The sequence below is a fragment of the Dyadobacter crusticola DSM 16708 genome, from assembly GCF_000701505.1.
GTDB classification, from domain to species: domain Bacteria; phylum Bacteroidota; class Bacteroidia; order Cytophagales; family Spirosomataceae; genus Dyadobacter; species Dyadobacter crusticola.
The window spans coordinates 562911-581767 of the sequence record NZ_KL370786.1; the positions used below are offsets into that span (position 1 = coordinate 562911).

The 18857-nt window shown below is 49.3% G+C and carries 15 protein-coding genes; 5 read left to right on the forward strand and 10 right to left on the reverse strand.

Annotated features, from left to right (window positions below; genetic code table 11):
* Positions 1–2 precede the first annotated feature (2 nt).
* Genes Q369_RS28935 through thiH form a run of 3 tightly spaced genes read left to right on the forward strand, consistent with a single transcriptional unit; the run spans position 3 to position 3191 of the window.
* Positions 3–1301 carry a thiamine phosphate synthase gene (locus Q369_RS28935; protein ID WP_084165845.1) on the forward strand — a complete coding sequence of 433 codons (1299 nt, stop codon included), beginning with the start codon at positions 3–5 and terminating at the stop codon, positions 1299–1301.
* Positions 1295–2062 (forward strand): thiazole synthase, encoded by a 768-nt coding sequence (locus Q369_RS0124380; protein WP_031530335.1) that lies wholly within the window; start codon positions 1295–1297, stop codon positions 2060–2062. The genes Q369_RS28935 and Q369_RS0124380 overlap by 7 nt, the downstream gene beginning before the upstream one ends.
* Positions 2052–3191, forward strand: a complete 1140-nt coding sequence (thiH, locus tag Q369_RS0124385; RefSeq protein WP_031530336.1) for a 2-iminoacetate synthase ThiH — start codon at positions 2052–2054, stop codon at positions 3189–3191. Before Q369_RS0124380 ends, thiH begins: the two co-directional genes overlap by 11 nt.
* Positions 3192–3271: 80 nt before the next feature.
* Here thiH and Q369_RS0124390 read toward each other — a convergent pair whose 3' ends face one another.
* Entirely contained in the window at positions 3272–3811 is a 540-nt protein-coding gene (locus Q369_RS0124390) for a RidA family protein (protein WP_031530337.1), read from the reverse strand.
* Between the two features lie 100 nt (positions 3812–3911).
* Complete coding sequence (locus Q369_RS0124395; RefSeq protein ID WP_031530338.1) at positions 3912–5303, reverse strand: alkaline phosphatase; 1392 nt, start codon at positions 5301–5303, stop codon at positions 3912–3914.
* A gap of 126 nt (positions 5304–5429) precedes the next feature.
* Between Q369_RS0124395 and Q369_RS28595 the strand changes: the two genes are divergently transcribed.
* Together Q369_RS28595 and Q369_RS0124405 are read left to right on the forward strand one after the other, a co-directional pair.
* On the forward strand, positions 5430–6887 hold the full coding sequence (locus tag Q369_RS28595) for a TlpA family protein disulfide reductase (protein ID WP_169739291.1): 1458 nt from the start codon (positions 5430–5432) through the stop codon (positions 6885–6887).
* Between the two features lie 194 nt (positions 6888–7081).
* A complete protein-coding gene (locus Q369_RS0124405) occupies positions 7082–8872 on the forward strand; it encodes a hypothetical protein (RefSeq protein WP_031530340.1) in 1791 nt (596 codons plus the stop codon).
* Positions 8873–8902: 30 nt separating this feature from the next.
* On the opposite strand, the gene Q369_RS0124410 is transcribed toward Q369_RS0124405, so the two are convergent.
* From Q369_RS0124410 to ccoN, 8 genes are all read right to left on the reverse strand, one after another.
* The gene (locus tag Q369_RS0124410; protein WP_031530341.1) at positions 8903–9967 is read right to left on the reverse strand and encodes a response regulator; all 1065 of its coding nucleotides are present in this window, start codon (positions 9965–9967) and stop codon (positions 8903–8905) included.
* A 30-nt stretch (positions 9968–9997) separates the two neighbouring features.
* A complete protein-coding gene (locus Q369_RS0124415; protein WP_229206939.1) occupies positions 9998–11236 on the reverse strand; it encodes a PAS domain-containing sensor histidine kinase in 1239 nt (412 codons plus the stop codon).
* 108 nt (positions 11237–11344) lie between these two features.
* Positions 11345–12709 carry an oxygen-independent coproporphyrinogen III oxidase gene (gene hemN, locus Q369_RS0124420; RefSeq protein WP_031530343.1) on the reverse strand — a complete coding sequence of 455 codons (1365 nt, stop codon included), beginning with the start codon at positions 12707–12709 and terminating at the stop codon, positions 11345–11347.
* 122 nt (positions 12710–12831) lie between these two features.
* Positions 12832–13536 carry a sulfite exporter TauE/SafE family protein gene (locus Q369_RS0124425; protein ID WP_229206940.1) on the reverse strand — a complete coding sequence of 235 codons (705 nt, stop codon included), beginning with the start codon at positions 13534–13536 and terminating at the stop codon, positions 12832–12834.
* 13 nt (positions 13537–13549) lie between these two features.
* Complete coding sequence (locus Q369_RS0124430) at positions 13550–13993, reverse strand: FixH family protein (RefSeq protein WP_031530345.1); 444 nt, start codon at positions 13991–13993, stop codon at positions 13550–13552.
* Positions 13994–14162: 169 nt separating this feature from the next.
* The gene (gene ccoG / locus Q369_RS0124435) at positions 14163–15497 is read right to left on the reverse strand and encodes a cytochrome c oxidase accessory protein CcoG (protein ID WP_035333792.1); all 1335 of its coding nucleotides are present in this window, start codon (positions 15495–15497) and stop codon (positions 14163–14165) included.
* A 2-nt stretch (positions 15498–15499) separates the two neighbouring features.
* On the reverse strand, positions 15500–16525 hold the full coding sequence (locus tag Q369_RS0124440) for a c-type cytochrome (protein ID WP_031530347.1): 1026 nt from the start codon (positions 16523–16525) through the stop codon (positions 15500–15502).
* A 181-nt stretch (positions 16526–16706) separates the two neighbouring features.
* Complete coding sequence (gene ccoN / locus Q369_RS0124445; RefSeq protein WP_031530348.1) at positions 16707–18851, reverse strand: cytochrome-c oxidase, cbb3-type subunit I; 2145 nt, start codon at positions 18849–18851, stop codon at positions 16707–16709.
* Between the last annotated feature and the right edge of the window lie 6 nt (positions 18852–18857).

Below are 18857 nucleotides of genomic sequence, written 5' to 3' on the forward strand. Positions count from 1 at the left end.
CCATGAAAAAGATCATCATATCAAGGCCCGATTTCTTTGCAGGCGAAGCAGTACAAATCACTACACTTTTCGTGGATGGAATGCAGCTGCTGCATTTGCGGAAGCCAGATTGTACCAGGGAAGAGCTCGCCAGGCTGCTGGGTGACATCAATCCGGGCAACTATCCGCAGATCGCATTGCACCAGCACCATGAACTCGCGCAGGAATTTGGTATAAACAGGCTCCACTTCCCGGAGCAGCTTCGTTTGGAACAAACAGAAGAATCGCTACAAGAGCTAAAATCACGCGGTTTCATACTTAGTACTTCCATTCACGAAGCGGGAATGCTGCGGAATTTATCGAATGCATTCAGCTACGCACTTTTAGGTCCTGTTTTCGATAGTATTTCAAAACAAAATTACCGCGCTGCATTGCCACCAAACTTCAAACTCGATCGCCAGGGATATAGTGGAGAAGTAATCGCAATCGGAGGAATCGATGCTTCCAGGATACAATCAATAACTCAAATGGGCTTCGACGGCGCCGCATTCCTCGGCAGCATCTGGCTTTCTAAAGCCCCCGGGTTGAAACCCGGGGCCAGGGATTTTCTGAGAGCGCCGAATGAATTTGCCCCTCCAATTTTCGCCAAAGGCGAAACAAACCCAATCTCTTGCCCCAGCTTTCAAGCCGGGGAAAACAGGATTGGCAGGCTGCAATTTATTTCTCAGGAAAATGAAGCGATATCACATATGGAGAGCATTCGGCTAGCGCTGGAAGCGGGTTGTCGCTGGATACAACTGCGCGTCAAAAACCGGCCGGAGGAGGAAGTGCTTCGACTAGCCTGGGAAGCCACCAAGTTATGCGATCAGTACGGCGCAAGACTGATTATCAATGATTTTCCGAGAGTGGCGCAAGCGGTGGAAGCTTATGGGCTGCATCTCGGGCTTACGGATATGTCAGTACCGGAAGCCCGAGAATTAGTGGGTGACAGGCTGATAATCGGCGGTACTGCCAACTCCTGGGAGGATATCGTTCTCCGCGTCAAGGAAGGTGCGGATTACATTGGGTTGGGACCTTTTCGATTTACAACTACCAAGCAAAACCTCAGTCCGGTCCTGGGTTTTGAAGGTTACAGCGTATTAATGCAAAAAATGGCTGAGGCGGAATTCAATACACCTATTGTCGGAATTGGGGGGATTATGCCTGCTGACGTGCCGGCCTTGTTGAAAGCCGGTCTGCACGGAGTTGCTATGTCCTCGGCGCTCATCAATGTGGCTGATCCACAAGTTATTGTTCATCAAATTCAGAAAGTATTATGCTGAAAATAGCAGATAAGACATTTACATCGCGCCTTTTTACCGGTACCGGCAAGTTCAGTTCTTCGGAAATAATGGAAGAAGCGCTGCTTGCCTCGGGCTCCGAGCTGGCGACGGTCGCATTGCGGCGGGTGGATATTCATAGCAATCAGGACGATATTCTCCTGCATTTGAATCACCCCCAAATCAACCTTTTACCAAATACTTCCGGCGTAAGAACGGCAAAAGAGGCCGTGTTTGCGGCGCAGCTCGCTCGGGAAGCATTGGAGACGAACTGGCTCAAACTCGAAATCCACCCCGATCCCAAGTATCTCATGCCCGACGCCATTGAAACGCTGAAAGCCACAGAGGAACTGGCCAGGCTTGGCTTTGTCATTCTCCCTTATATTCATGCGGACCCTGTCTTGTGCAAGCGGCTTGAAGAAGCAGGAGCAGCCGCGGTAATGCCGCTGGGTTCGCCGATAGGGAGTAATAAAGGGTTGAAAACGATCGACTTTCTTGAAATTATCATTGAACAGAGCCGCGTACCCGTCGTGATCGATGCGGGTATAGGCGCCCCGTCCGACGCGGCGAAGGCAATGGAGATAGGAGCGGATGCAGTGCTGGTGAATACTGCAATCGCCTCGGCCGGTGATCCGGTTCACATGGCGCGCGCTTTCCGCATGGCTGTGGAAGGGGGCAGAATGGCGTTTGAAGCGAAATTAGGAAAACAAGGCAACTTCGCTTCGGCGAGCAGCCCGTTAACAGCGTTTTTAGATGAGCTTTAAGGAGATTTTTGATCAATATCGGTGGGAAGAGGTGAAGACGAGTATTTACTCAAAAACAGCCTCCGACGTCGAAAAGGCACTTTCTTCGGAAAAGCGAACAGTGGAAGATTTTAAAGCATTGATATCTCCCGCTGCTTCGGCTTACCTCGAACCGATGGCGCAGCTCAGCCGCAAACTGACCCAAAAGCGCTTTGGTAAGACCATCCAAATGTACATTCCGCTTTACCTGTCCAATGAATGCACCAATATCTGCACCTATTGCGGGTTCAGTCTGGACAATAAGGTGCGGCGGCGGACGCTCTCGGAAACTGAAATATTAAAGGAGGTGGAGGTAATTAAAACGCTGGGGTATGAGCATGTGCTGCTGGTTACCGGCGAGGCTAATCAGACTGTCCATGTAGATTATTTCAAGAAAGTGCTCCGCCTGCTGCGGCCGCATTTTTCGATGATCTCCATGGAAGTACAACCGCTCGATACCGAAGAATACAGCGAATTAATTCCGCTGGGACTGAATACTGTATTAGTTTACCAGGAAACCTATCACCAGGAAGATTACCGCAAACATCATCCCAAAGGCAAGAAATCCAACTTCCTGTACCGGCTCGAAACGCCCGACCGGCTTGGGAAAGCGGGCATTCACAAAATGGGACTGGGTGTTCTGATCGGATTGGAAGATTGGCGGACAGACAGCTTTTTCACCGCATTGCACCTTCAATATCTTGAAAAAACATACTGGCAAACGCGGTATAGCTTGTCCTTCCCGCGCCTTCGCCCATTCTCCGGCGGACTGGAACCAAAGGTGGAAATGTCGGACAGGGAGCTGGTACAGCTGATTTGTGCTTACCGGATCATGAATGAAGAAGTGGAGCTTTCGCTGTCTACCCGCGAGTCGGAGAAGTTCAGGAATCATTGCATTCAGCTGGGCATTACGTCCATTAGTGCAGGTTCCAAAACCAATCCGGGCGGTTATGCAGTGGAGGCGGACTCGCTGGAACAGTTCGAGATTTCAGATGAGCGTTCACCCGAAGAGATCGCCCGGGTGATACGGAATAGTGGCTATGAGCCGGTTTGGAAGGATTGGGATACCTATATGCAGAGCAGCGTACCTGTTAATCCGGATTTTATTTAATGTTCCGGCTGACCAGGTTTTCACTTTCAGGAAAGGCCCGGATCAGAAACCCGGGCCTTCTGAGAATCACTTCTGGCTTGTCAGGGAGCGACTTCCACGATCATTTCGATCTCCACTGCGATACCCGAAGGCAGCGATGCTACGCCGATCGCCGAGCGGGCGTGCTTGCCGCTTTCCCCAAATACTTCAACCATAAAGTCCGTAAAACCATTGATTACCTGCGGCTGCTGCGTGAGCGTCGGGGTCGAATTGACCAGACCAAGTACTTTAACTACTCTTTTAACCTTATTTAAATCGCCGATTTCGTGCTTCAAGGAGGCCAGCAATGCGATACCGCACAGTTTTGCAGCTTCTTTTCCCTGTTCCACCGTCAGGTCGTCGCCTACTTTACCGAGGATCTGCCCGCCGCCGGGCTTGTCGGGTCCGTGGCCGGAGAGATAAACCAGGTTGCCCACCCGGACAGCCCGCAGTAGGTTGCCATTCGAGGCTTTCATTTTGGCTAGGGTGATACCGAGTTCAGTGAGCTTTTTCTCCACGTCGGGGCGTGACTGTGCGAATGAGGGACTTACAAATGCGGCCAGTATGCAGACCAGGGTAATTTTGAAGAACGTTTTTGACATGAAATCAGCAATTGATATGTGATCGCCAAAAATAGGCTGTTTCATGCTTCAAACATAAGAATGGCCGCAATTCTGCTGAATGCGGCCATTTTACAGTGTTTTACGCTTTCGCTATTCCGGTTTTTTCAAGCATGAAATTGTGCAGCTCTGTATTTTTTACGAAAGGCTTCAAAGCTTCGCTGCCGGGGCCGAACATCGCAAGCTCCACATAGTCACCGGAATGGTCCATTCCCGCCCAACCGACTCCGGTATAGTTCGTTTGAATGGCCCCAAGCTCCTTAAAAAGCTTCTTATTGGTGATGTACAGCCCTTTTTCATTTTTGTCACCAATTAACCCGATCAACTTTTCCGCTTCCGCCTGTTTGATTGCGTAACCTTGTGCAAACTCAATGCGTTCAATGAGTTGTGCCGCAGTAGGCATTTCTTTGAGGTCGCCTAGGATCCAGTTGTTGGTATGTTTGAATTTTTGAAAAAGATCGAATTTCTTGTCGCTGCCAAACAGACCGGGATTTGCATTGCCGTGGTCTGTTGTAATAATCACAAGTGTCTCTTTGTCTTTCGCTGCAAAATCGAGTGCTACTTTAATCGCTTCGTCGAATGCGATCTGATCGTACAGCAACCCGCCCGCGTCATTTGAATGCGCAGCCCAGTCTACCTTGCCGCCTTCGACCTGGATCGCAAAACCTTTCTGGTTCTTTGAAACGAGTTCGAGTGTCTTAGCAGTCATTTCAGCCAGTGTAGGCACCTTTTGTTGCAGATCCTTATCTTCGAAAGTATCCAGCGAATAGGGAAGTGCACCCTCGCAGTAAACACCTAGTACCGGTTTTTGAATGCTGTTAAGCGCCTGCATTGCATTGCGGTCGCGGGCAACGGTGTAGCCTGCTTTGATATAATCTGCAAAAAGATCCGTTTTGTCTTTGCGCTTTTCTCCATCGAAGAACTCCGCTCCGCCGCCCATCATCACATCAAATTTGAGATCCAGGTACTGCGCTGCAATCTCCGACTCGTCACCACGCGATTTATTATTAATGCAAAAACCAGCCGGCGTAGCGTGGGTGATCGTCACCGAAGTAACGCAGCCAACCGACTTACCCGCTTCCTTGAACTTTTGCAGAATGGGCTTGTTGAAGCTGCCGTCTGCATTTACGTTCAGGTTTCCGTTTGGCACTTTCTTGCCGCCGCCCCAGGCTGAGCTGCCTGCGGCTGAGTCGGTTACCAATGCATTGGAGGAAGAAGTTTCCATGAATGCGCGGCTTCCGGTTTGTTCCAGGTACAGTTTCATCCAGCTGGTATCCCGGCCATGTTTGCGTTTGAGCAACAGGTCGGCCATATTCAGCGTACCGGTACTCATACCGTCGCTGACCATGAAAATGATATTCTTGGCTATGTTGCCTTTCTTAACGGGAGCCGAAGTTTCGCTGTTGCCGCGGAACAATGCCGGCCCAGCCAAAAGAGCCGCCGAGCTATTTGTAAAAAAATCCCTTCTTTTCATTGGATAGAGTCACTTTGAATGCAAAGCCGGTAAGTGCCGGCCACACTGCAAAGGACGAACTTGAATGCAAACCCAATGAGAACACGCGGTTATGGATTTGTTAAGTTTTTTCAATTTTCTAAGCACATGATCAGATACCCTAGCTGTCTTTTGGTACTTTTTAGTAGTCTGCTTTTGTGGACTTGCCGTGAGCGCGACCGAAGTGAAGCAATCGTCACAGTCGATTGTGACGATTGTACCGGAAGAGCAGTTCGGATCGAAAGTTTTCCGCTTTTATCGTATGAAAACGTGGTACTTGACAGCGGCCAATTCGACCAGCGGGGGCGGGTGACACTACACATACCTCTTGTAAATGAGCAGCTTGTCAACGTCAGGCTGGATACTGTGTCAGTTTATGCGATGCTGCTTTTGCGGGGTGAGGAAGCTAAGCTGCGCATTCGCAACGGGCAGCCGGAATTTCTAGGCGCCCGGGCTAAGTTCAACGACTATTTGTACAAAGAGAGAACGGCAACCAAAAGTATCTTGCGGGCTTCGGATGATATTCGGTTGAATTTTGGGAAATATTCGCAGGGTCAAAGAAATGCAGTAATCAAATCTGTTGAAAAATCCCTTACCAGCGTGAATGAAATGATCCGGCGCGATGGTGGTTTAACAAAACAGGAAAGAACGCTTCTGCTTGCCTCAAACGACAGCTTTGTCAAATGGTTGACAGCTAGTTACACGGACTGGAATAGTGACGAGATTTACAATAGCTGGAAACAAAGAGCCAATGCTGCCAATCAATATGCTCCTGATTTTTTAATGGATTTAAAGGCAGATACTGCATTATTTCGCCGCAAGTTTCCCTTCTATTTAGATCTGCTCAATGCAGAATTAATGCACAAGCTGCTGCATCCGATCGAATACCATCTGGACGAAATTGAAGCTGATTATGACGCAGGACTGATCGGGCTGGAAGCAGAAAAAGTGATTAAGTCACGCCATTTTGCATCTGATTTTGAGGAGCTCTTACTCGCCAGGAATTTGATGGTCTGTTTCAGGGAAAGTGAAATTACTGCCACTTCTGATTCCCTTTATAGCCACTTTTTGCATTCTTTTCCTAACTCACCTTTCAAGCGGGAGCTGGACGAACAGTTTGCGGCTTCCCATAAATTGAAAAGCGGCCAGCCTGCATTGAACTTTACTGCTTACTCGCCTGATGGAAAGCGTACAAAACTGAGTGATCTGGCTGGCAAGGTGGTTTACATCGATCTGTGGGCGACCTGGTGCGGGCCTTGTATTGCTGAATTTCCGCATTCAAAAAAGCTGATCGCACGCTACCGCGACAATCCCGAAGTCGCATTTCTGTTTGTCTCAGGCGATGCTGATGAAGCGAAATGGACAGCTTTTTTGAAAAAAAAACCAAATTTGAAAGGAATTCACCTGCGGCAAAGAGATCCGGACGAACGCATTGCAGAGTACTACCGCGTAACCGGAATCCCACATTATATTTTAATTGATCAGGTAGGAAAAATTGTGTCCGCAGATGCGCCCAGGCCGTCTGATCCGCAGATTATAAGTAAAATCGACAGCCTCTTAAAATAAGTATTTAGGTGTCAATTCACTATCTCTGCCTCAGTGATCGCGGAGAAGCGAAGGCTACAATATCACTGTGCTTGAATAACTCCACAAACTGATCTTTTTCATATTTGAACCCGATGCTGGTCAGATTTCGGGAAGGCGAATGCGCCTAGTTTTGACTTTGGGATTTTATCAGAATTTTATCCAAAGTCAAAACAATGCATACATTTCATATTCCTGTTCTCGGGTTAGGTTATTCGGTGGATACGCCGGCCAAAGTCGCGCATTACGGCATTTCCTCAGTCGCTTCAATCGTCGATGACGAGATGATCGAGCGCATGCGCAGGTTCCATTCACTTCAAAACAACGAGCGCTATACCCCGATCAACAAAGACGAGCCCGATTTCAGGAGCCGCCGCATTACCGAGTATCTGAACCTGCTCGACAGGATTGTCAACCGCAAATTTGACAACCTGCGTCAATCAGCTTTCGAAAATGGAACAGAAATCACCCGCTATTTCACATTATTACCTGATGCTGCTCCGCTGAAAAGGCGGTACCTGCAAATGCTCGCAACAGAAAACCCGGCCGAACGTGCTGAGATAGAGGAGGAGTTGCGGAAAGGCTTGGTAAAAGGGGCAATCGACGTGAATATCATGTCGAAAGTGGACAAGCTGAACAAGGATGTGTACGGCGAAAAGTTGCCCGACCAGTTCTCTGACGCGTCGGCTGCATTGCGCGGCTTTGCCAACAGCAACCTCCATGCGTCGCTCGTGCTTTCGGCCGGAATGAACCCGCGTTTATACAACTACCTTGATCAGTTCGATGTTTTTCTGCCTGATACCAATGGGAATTTTGTAAAAAAAATCATTTTAAAGGTCAGCGACTTCCGCTCCGCATTGATCCAGGCCAAGTACCTCGCCAAGAAAGGGATCTGGGTTTCTGAGTTCAGGATAGAGTCGGGGCTGAATTGTGGCGGCCACGCATTTGCTACCGACGGTTATCTCCTCGGGCCGATTCTGGAAGAGTTCAAAGAAAAGCGACAGGAGCTTGTGGACGAGCTTTTTACATTGTATCAAAATGCGCTTTCGACCAAGAACATTCAGCTAACCAATGCGCCTGCGCTTCGCATTACCGTGCAGGGAGGAATCGGGACTGCCAAGGAAGACAGCTTTCTGCTTGAACATTACCAGGTAGATGCAACCGGCTGGGGAAGTCCGTTTTTGCTTGTGCCGGAGGCTACCAATGTGGACCAGGAAACGTTGGGCAATCTCGCGAGTGCCGATGAATCGGACTATTATGTAAGCAATTCTTCGCCGCTGGGTGTTTTGTTCAATAACTTCAAAAAGAGCAGCTCGGAAAAGCAGCGGCTGGAAAGGATCGCGAAAGGCAGGCCGGGCAGTCCGTGTACCAAGAAGTACCTCGTTTCGAATACCGAATTCACGCAGGAACCGATCTGTACCGCGTCACGCGAGTATCAGAACTTGAAGATCAAGCAGCTGAAATCGCTGAACCTGCCGGAAGGTGAATACCAGGAGCAGTTCAATGCAGTGACTGAGAAAGTTTGCCTGTGCGACGGGCTGAGTACCGGCACGCTGATCAAGCACGGTTTGCTGGCAAAAAGGGAAAATCACGGCGTCGCCATTTGCCCGGGACCTAACCTGGCGTGGTTCTCGGAAGTAGCTTCACTCGATGAAATGGTGGCACATATCTATGGGAAGATCAACCTTTTGTCCAATGTGAAACGTCCGAATATGTTTATCAACGAACTGAATTTGTACGTGACGCATTACCGGAAAGACATGGAAATGCACCTCCGGAACTTCACTGACAAGAAGCAAAAATACCTGACCAAATTCCGCGAACAGTTGCTGGCCGGTATCGATTATTATAAAACCCTGATCCCGCAAATGCAGAACCAGGATGAAGCATATCGTGCAGAAATGTTAATGCAGTTGACTGAGATCGAGTCAGGTTTGACAGTTACCGAGCTCGCAGTTTGCGCCTGAAAAGAATGAATGCGCAGCCAGACCAAAAGTCTAGTTGCGCATTCTTGCCAATTTTTCGTATTCAAAAACGGTGATCAGACTTCCCTTCATATCAATCAGTTTTTCCTCCTTGAAGTCGGACAAAGTCCTGATCACCGTTTCCGTGGCTGTACCTACAATGGAAGCAATATCTTCGCGGGTGATCGACATGGAAAATGGTTTCGATTTATCTTCCTGATAGCGCTGCACGAGCATGACCAGCGCCTGCGCGACCCGTTTTCTCACTGAATTATATGCCAGTTGCAGCAAACGTTCTTCCCGGTCTTTGATTTCATTCGACAACATTTTGATAAACTTCGAAGATACCTCGCGGTTAGCCTGCAAAAGGTTGAAAAAATCGTCTTTCGGGATCATTGAAACTTCTGACTCTTCCAGACAAATCGCAGTTTCCTGGTAAGGCTCACCCTGTAAAAGATCGAGATAGCCGAAGAAATCCCCCTCTTTGTACAAATCAGTAATGTACTCTTTCCCGCTGCCGTTTGATTTATAGGATTTGACTTTTCCCTTCCTCAAAAAGTAAATGTTGGAAGGGTAACTGCCTTCCGTGTAAATCGTGTCTTTCTTTTTAAGCGATCTTATTTTCTTATCCTCCGCCAGCTTCGCGATCATATCAAAAGCCTGCGCGTCTTCGATAAATTGGTCCAGTCCATTGGCAGAGCGTTCGAACTGGCGTTTGAGCCGCTCACTTTTTTGAAGCCGCATTTCTACAATGTTCAGCAGCTCGATGTCGTCGTAAGGTTTGGTCAGGTAATCGTCCGCGCCCATCGTCATTCCCTTGCGGTAATCCTCTTTCTCGGCTTTTGCGGTCAGGAAAATGAATGGGATATTGGCCGTTTTTTCATTCTTGCTGAGCATGTGCAGCACGCCGTAACCGTCAAGCTCTGGCATCATAATGTCGCAGATGATCATATCCGGGGCAAACTCGGCTGCGACTTGCACACCTTCTTTTCCGTTTTTCGCAGTAGCAACCTTATAGTTGGCGAGTTCCAGGATTTCGGCCGTATTCTCCCGCATTTCGGGATTATCTTCGATCAACAGTATCTTTTTGGTTTCCAATTTTCGTCAGTTTCAATGATTCAGATTCACTTACAGGGCAATGGATTTTGACTTGGAGGGTACCAGGTTCGGCAATGTTACCACAAAAGTAGTACCCACACCCACTTCACTCGAAAAGGAGACAGTTCCGCCCATCAAATCCACGTATTTGCTTACGATGTTCAAACCCAGCCCTGTCCCTTGTACGGTACCTGCATTCTGTGCACGGAAAAACCGGTCAAAAACATTGGCCTGGTCTGCCTTCGGGATCCCTATACCCTGGTCTTTCACTTCGATAACCACCGTGTCCGCGTCTGCATTGATATTCAGGCTGATCATTTTTCCCGGTTCGGAGTACTTCACCCCATTGGAAAGCAGATTGAAAAGAATGTTGCGTAAAAGCTGCTTGTCGAGCCAGACCTCCGCATTTCCTCTTTGCTGAAAATGGATTTGCTGGCCTTCTTTGCAAAGTCCCTGCATTTCCTCCACCAGTGTGTTTCCGAATGCAGCCAGGTTCACTTCCACGGGAACAATGTGAACGTGACCCTCTTCCAGCTTGCCGATGGACAGAAAATCGTTCAATATCTCGGTCAGGTTCGTTACCGCCGACTTGATCCGCTGCACGTGTTTGTGCCTTTTTTCCTCCTCTTCGGTGGTGGTATACCTGCTGATCAGCGAGGCGGAAGAAAGGATGGTAGCCAGCGGCGTACGGAACTCGTGCGAAGCAATGGTCACAAACTGGCTCTTCATATTGTTCAGCTCCTTTTCTTTCTTCAATGCACGGAGCACTTCTTCCTGCGATTCCTCGATCTTCTGCAAGGCATTCGCCAGTTCTTTCGTTCTCAGTTCCACACGTTCTTCGAGTTCCGCGTTCAGTTTTTGTATTTCAAGGTTCGCGTCAATAATGCGCTTTTCCTGCTTTTTACGCTCGGTGATATCCACGATAAAGCTCACCACGAATTCGCCCACACTGGTTTTAAATGGGCTCAGGCTTACTTCCACCGGAAATTCGCTGCCGTCGAACCTTCTCGCAAAAAGGTCCATTAAGTGTCCCATTCCGCGTGCTTTCGGTTCTTCGAGGTATCCGTCGCGGTAGTGCACGTGGTTGTGGGCAAACCGGTGCGGGATAAGTGCTTCTATTTTCTTGCCAATCAACTCCGTATCCGCGTAGCCGAAGAGCTCGCGTGCTTTGGGGTTCAGCATGACGATCGTACCGGATTTATCCACCACCACAATACCCTCCGTCGCGTGTTTGAACAGCGCGTCGAGCATTTCAATATGCCTTGTCATCACCTTGGTCTGAGTTAAGATATCGCTATCGAACATAAAAAAGGCAAATTACAAAAGTGAGCGAACAAGGAGGCATTGTAATGTACTGAATGATGTTTTTAGGGAAATTCAGACGGTTTGGCTAAACAGGTCGGTTTCCGGCTTTTTCGCCCAGAGGCGCGCGTCAAAAGCCATGCAAATGTTTCTAACAAAGGGTTTTCCCTTTTCTGTCACCTTCAAATGGAAGGGCTCGAATTCGATCAGCTCGTCGAATTCCATTTCGGAAAGCCGCTCTGCCGCGTGAAAAATTTCATTGCAAACTTCACTGGATTGTGTCCAGGAGGTTTCAAATTGTGTCATCAGGCGTAAAATATGGCGACGCAGGATCAGGTCTTCGCGGGAAAGCGCATGTCCCTTTGCGATGGGCAGCTCACCGGCGTCAATCCTTTTGTAGTAGTCTTCCACCTTCTTTTCATTTTGCACATAACCCCACCAGCTGTCGCTGATCGACGATGCACCCAAACCGATCAGAAGCTGTGTCCGCGTATCGGTATAACCCATAAAATTCCGGTGCAGCCTGCCTTCCTGCTGGGCTTTGTAGAGGCTGTCGGTAGGCAATGCAAAATGGTCCATTCCGATATCCTTGTACCCGATGAGCTCCAATGCGTTCCGGCCGGTTTCGTAGATCGCCATTTTCCGGTCCGGATCGGGCAGGTCGGCTTCGGTGTATTTGCGTTGGCCGGGCTTGATCCAGGGCACGTGGGCGTAGCTGTAAAATGCAATGCGGTCGGGACGGAGCTGGATTACTTTCAGCATGGTTTCCATCATATAACACGATTTCTGCAGCGGCAATCCGTAAACTATATCGTAATTAATGGAAGTATAGCCGATTTCGCGCGACTTAAACGTCAGGTGCTGTACCTGTTCGTAGGTTTGATGGCGGTTGATCACGGCCAGCACGATCGGGTTAAAGTCCTGCACACCGATGCTGATCCTTCTGAAACCAACTTCATATAAGGTTTGCAGATGTTCGTCGGTGGTATTGCCGGGGTGCGCCTCGAAGCTGAACTGCGCTTCCGGGTGAACTTCCGCATTTGCGAGCACGCCGAGTATCAGCTTGCGCAGATTTTCAGGGCTGAAAAAAGTAGGGGTACCGCCGCCCAGGTGCAATTCACGGATGACAGGCTTTTCATCCCCGAAAACAGAAAAATACATTTCCCATTCCTTCAATAAAGCCTGGATATACCTGGCTTCAACGGCGTGGTTGATCGTGATTCTGGTATTGCAGCCGCAGTAAGTGCACAGACTTTCGCAAAAAGGCAGGTGGATATAGATGCTGATCCCTTCTTTTTTGTTCGAAACGGCAAATGAATCTTTAACAAAATCCATCCATTTAGCCTGTGTCGGCGGTGTTTCCTGCCAGTAGGGAACCGTTGGGTAGCTGGTGTATCTTGGCCCTGCCGTATTGTATTTGAAAAGCAAATCCTTGTCCATGACAACTTGGTTTTTTTCTGATTGATTGCCTATCAAAATTAGGAGGGCTGCCCGGGCAAAAACATGACGAATGTCAGTTCCGCAGCTAACCTTTGCCAGTCTGACCTGTACTTCACAAAGCGCTACTTACCGTGACAAACCGTTATTTCAGTCCGGTTTTGGGTAGAAGAGGGATAGTGGATAGTGAGTCCGCGGGCGATGAGCCAAATGCCGGCAATGGCGATCATAATGGGGGTAACCTGATGTAACCTGCTCCTGACAGCGCTGCTGATCCGGTTTCGGAAAATGCCCACCAGCATCATCGCCGGAAACGTACCTAGCCCGAAAAGCAGCATGTACATAGCACCTCCCGTGAAGCTGCCGGTAGCTACCGAGCTGATCAATGCCAGGTATACGAGGCCGCAAGGAAGTAGTCCGTTCAGCAAGCCGAGTACCAGTCTGCCTTTTAAATGGTTGTTCCTGATCACTTTTGACATATTGCTCCTGATCCTGCCTACCCATTTTTGCCAAAACAATGGAACGTGCATAATCGTATTCAGACGCTTGGGCCAGATAATGTAGGCCAGCATCAATGCACCTGCGAAAACAGAAAGGTATTGGAGATAGCCCAGAAACGCCAGGGGAGTACCAAAAAGCCCGATCACAGCTCCCAATGCCGCATAAGTAAGTATCCGACCGGCATTATAGACGATCAATGCAGTAATCTGTCGCCAGTTGTTTCCGCTCTGCACGGGCAGCGCCAGCGCAATAGGGCCGCACATACCAATGCAGTGAAAGCTGCTCATAAAGCCCATTGTCAATGCGAGGTAGGGGAGTACCGGGTTCATGATTTATCCAGTTTTAATGACGGATGGAAATTATCCCTTCATCCCAATAGGTGAGCCCGCCGCTTTTCCAGTCGATCTGCAGCTTGTAGCTGCCGTCTTTGATGGTTGAAGCGGGGATCAGCTGAGTGTGGTCTTTTGCATTGATCTGAACAGTCAGGTCCTGGTTTTCGTCGGCCGGACAGTACAACCTGATCTTACCCGAGAGTGTAGAGTCCGCCATGGTTTCGGGGTAAATGATAGAGATACCCTGCCCGGTAACATTCCAGCTGATCTGCTGCGGCAATGCAGCACTGCGGTCGCGCTTGTCGATCTTCTCCTGAAAGCGCAGTTCTTCATCGTAATATTTGTCAGTCACAAGGTCTACTTTCTGGCTCATGCTCATGGTTACAAGCACAATAATCATGGCCACAAAGCCCAGGTAGAGCGTGACAGTTGCGGTGGCGTAGTTGATTTTCATTTTTGGTTGGTTAGCTGTCGGTTGTCGGCTGTCGGCTATCGGCAGTCGGCTTTTAGCTGTTTGTTTTTTGTGTTTTATTATTTTATATCGATATTTTAATACTATGAATAGAGTCAGCTGGTAATTACCGAAAGCCGACTGCCGAAAGCCGAAAGCCGACGGCCGACAGCTACCTCCCAATAAACATCGTCTCAAACCCTTCCAACTCCTTCTCGCCCTGGAAGACTGCCAGCGACAGTTTTGTCTTTCTTTGGGTGATCGCCGATTTGGGCATGTTGATGAATACGGTTCCTTCGGACATTCCAGCGGGTGGTAAGGTCAGGTCGGGATTGCCGGCGAAGATGAGTTTTCCCTTTGGATCTTTGAGTCTGATCGTCGGTTGGATGGTTTTGTTTGTTTTGTTAAAAATCTTGAAAGTGTACAGGTTACTGATTGTTCCGTCTTGATTTTCAATGTACTGTGTGCCTGGCGCGCGGAGGAGGCTGGTTTGCGTGTCGCTCCTCGAAGCTACCATAAAGCCCAGCCCCGACCAGAGTACAACCAATATCGCGGCATAGCCGATTACCCTCGGAGTGATCAGCTTGCGGGTCTTGTTTTCAATCGCATTCTCAGAGGTGTACCGGATCAAACCCGGCTCAAAACCCACTTTGTCCATGATCGAATCGCAGGCATCAATGCAGGCGGTGCAGTTGACGCACTCCATTTGCAGTCCGTTCCGGATATCAATGCCTGTCGGACATACTGCTACGCACTGGTTGCAGCTGATACAGTCACCGATTTGGCGTTCCTGTTTTTTGTGCAACTTACCCCTTGGCTCCCCGCGCTTGTGATCGTATGCTACCGCAATGGTATTACGGTCAATAAATACGCTTTGCAAGCGACCGTAGGGGCACACTACCGTACAAGCCTGATCGCGGAGCCAGGCGAAGTTGAAATAGAAAACTGCGGTAAATGCAACTATGCCGGCAAACAATGTAAGGTGATCTTCCAGCGGCTCTGAGATTACCTTTGAAAGTTCATCCACGCCCAGCACGTAGGAAAGCAGCAGGTTGGCAATCAGGAACGATACGACCAGGAAAAGGAAGTACTTGGCTCCTTTCCTGATGATCTTATCCGAAGTCCAGGGCGCTTTGTTCAGTAACTTCTGCTTGGTTGCATCGCCTTCGATCGCATATTCAATCTTGCGGAAAACCATTTCCATGAAAACCGTCTGCGGACAAGCCCAGCCGCACCATAGCCGGCCAAAAACCGTCGTAAACAGCACGATAAATACCATGAACGACAACATCATCAATCCGAACAACCAGTAATCCTGCGGCCCGATGAAGATCCCGAAAATGATGAATTTTCTTTCCAAAACATTGAGCAGCAGCACAGGCTGTCCGTCTATCTTTACAAACGGCATTGCAAAAAGCAGCGCCAGTATGCCGACTGTGAACCAGGTGCGACGGGTGTGCCACTTACCGGTCGGTTTTTGCGGATAGATCCATTCGCGGGCTTCCATAGTCAATTCGTTGCAACCTGCTCATCCGAGATCATTTCACCTTGCGGCTCTTTCGGGTTGGCGGGCTTGGTATCTTTTAATGTCAGCACGTAGCTGGCTACTTTTTGAATATCTGTGGGTGAAAGCTGCTTTTCCCAGGAGATCATCCCTTTTTCAGGAACACCGTACTTGATCACCTTGAAGAGGTTTTTAATCCCGCTTCCGTGCAGCCAGTATTTATCGGTCAGGTTGGGCCCAACTGAGCCGCCACCGTCAGCACCGTGGCAGGCGGTACATTTCTCCTGGAATATCGCCTTTCCTTGTTCCACCAGAGGGGCTTCCGTCAGCTCGGTCACTGAATTTTCATCGAGCGAAGCGCCTACTTTTTCCATGTATGCCTTCTTTTCGATCTCCGCCTGGGCAATTTCCTTATCAAGCTCCGTCAGCTGCATGTCGCCGATTCCGCCGAAATAGAATACCGAGTAAGCGATGCCCACAACGATTGTTCCCAGAAACAGCGACTGCAGCCACGGCGGCATCCGGTTATCAAGTTCCTGAATACCATCATAATCGTGGCCGTCAATGAGAATGTGCTGCTCGTCGCCCAGGGAAACGCCCATCCCCGCAAACTTTTTCCACCAACTGGTACCGGCTGCTTTTGCAGCTGCTTCCGGATTTTTGAGCGCGTTCACTTTCTGCAACAGCGAGATTGCATTGCCCAATGTAACCACCACCAGAATCGCGATGAACACCAGCACCCCAAGCAGCACCAGCAGCAGGATTTCCATTCCGGAGATCGCCCGGATTTTGTCAACCGGCGCTTCTGCCGAAGCTGTACTCTGGATCAGGAAAAAGAACAATGCGGACAAAATCCCTTTCCGCACCACGCCGTCCTGCAATGGAATACTTTCCATTTTCGACAATGTTTTTTTATCAATCCTGAAAACAAAAACCAGGAGCGCGAGAAAGAAAACAAAAAATATAAGTAGCGAGATCATCGGAAAAATGCCAATGCCGGCTATGGTTTCGAGGTAAGTTCTGAATTTCATGAGTGATCAATGATTGAATGATCGAATGATTGAATGATTGAATGAGCGGCCGAGGAACGGTGAATGAGTGAATAACGAGCCTTGTCACCCTGAGCGCAGTCGAAGGGATGTGCACGACGCCCTGTCCCTTCGACTGCGCTCAGGGTGACAAAAGCTCTGCTCAGGGTGACAACTCATTCACTCATTTCTTTATATCCGTCCCCATCCTTTGCAAATACGCTATCAAGGCTATGATTTCTTTGTTTTCGCTGGTTTTGATGCCGCTTTTGCTTAGGTTTTCCTGGATTTGTTTGGCTTGTTTGTGCAGGTCGTTGTTTGCCAGTTTGTCGTAGCCTTTTTCGTAAGGTACTCCCAGCGTCTGCATTGCGCGGATCTTGGCGGCGGTGGTGCTGGTATCGAGGTCGTCTTCTAGCAACCAGCCGTATCTTGGCATGATGGAGCCCGGTGACATTGTGGTCGGATCTTCCATGTGATTGTAATGCCAGGAGTCGGGGTACTTGCCGCCAATCCGGTGCAAATCCGGGCCGGTTCGTTTGGATCCCCATTGGTGCGGGTAATCATAAATGAACTCGCCTGATTTGGAGTACTCACCATAACGCTCTATCTCAGACCGGAATGGGCGGATCATCTGGGTGTGACATACGTAGCAGCCTTCGCGGACATACACATCGCGTCCCTGCAATTCCAGCGGCGTATAAGGTTTCACGGCGGCAATGGTAGGCACATTGGATTTGATCATAAAAGTCGGGATCATCTCGATCATCCCGCCGATTGCAACTGCTACCAGTGCGAAGATCGTCAATGCCAAAGGTTTACGCTCAAACAATCTGCGGTGCCAGTATTCGCTTTTTTCAGCATGCCAGATCGCATTGAGCGGCATTGCTTTTGCTGTTTCTGTCGCTATCAGGTTGCCTTTCAGTGCTGTCATCCAGAGGTTATAGATCATTACTATAAACCCGATGATGTATAAGGTACCTCCCACTGAGCGCAGGAAATAAAGCGGCGCAAGTTGGGTAACGGTTTCGAGGAAGTTAGGGTATTTCAATAATCCTTCCTGCGTAAATTCTTTCCACATGGAGCTCTGTACCCAGCCAGCCCAGTACATTGGAATGGTATAGAAAAGGATACCCAACGTGCCGATCCAGAAGTGGAAGTTAGCGGCCTTTTGAGAGTATAACGGTCTGTTATATATGCGTGGAAAAAGCCAGTACAAAATCCCGAAAGTCAGGAACCCGTTCCAACCCAGTGCGCCTAGGTGCACGTGTGCTACGATCCAATCGGTATAGTGCGCGATCGCATTCACATTTTTGAATGAAAGCATCGGGCCTTCGAAAGTAGCCATACCGTAGGCGGTGATTGCTACGACCATGAATTTGAGAACTACGTCGTCACGCACTTTGTCCCAGGCGCCGCGCAATGTCATTAACCCGTTGATCATCCCGCCCCAGGAAGGTGCGATCAGCATAACTGAAAATACGGTTCCCAATGTTTGCGCCCACTCAGGTAATGCGGTATACAGCAAGTGGTGCGGTCCGGCCCAGATGTACAGGAAGATCAAAGCCCAGAAGTGGACAATGGATAACCGGTAGGAATAGATCGGTCTGTTGGCTGCTTTTGGGAGGAAATAATACATTAGACCCAAATACGGCGTAGTCAGGAAGAATGCAACCGCATTGTGGCCGTACCACCACTGAACCAATGCATCCTGCACACCTGCATACACAGAGTAGCTTTTGAACAATGAGATCGGCAGGGCAATGCTGTTGACCACGTGCAACATGGCCACAGTTACAAAAGAAGCAATGTAAAACCAAACAGCCGCGTAAATGTGCTCGGTGCGGCGGTTGATCGTGGTCATAATCAGGTTGATCAATGCAGAAACCCAAACGACGGCAATCGCCACGTCGATCGGCCATTCCAGCTCGGCGTACTCTTTGGAAGTCGTTAATCCCATCGGCAGCGTGATGGCGGCGGCAAGGATAATAAACTGCCAGGCCCAGAAGTGGAAGCGGCTCAGCACCGGGCTCCACATCGGCGTGCGCAACACACGTGGCGCAGAGTAATAAAGACCGGTAAAAAATCCGTTTCCGACAAATGCGAAGATCACCGCATTGGTATGCAGCGGCCTGATGCGGCTGAATGTCAGAAAAGGTAAATCCATGTTGAGGTCGGGGTACACGAGCTGTAATGCAGCGAGCAGCCCGACGAGCATCCCGATTAACCCGAAGAGGATCGTCGCGATGGCGAAGTCGCGGACGATGCGGTTGTCGTATTGAAACTCATCCAGTTCAACCTGAGCCAGATCAGCGTGAGGAACGTTTGACATTGGTAA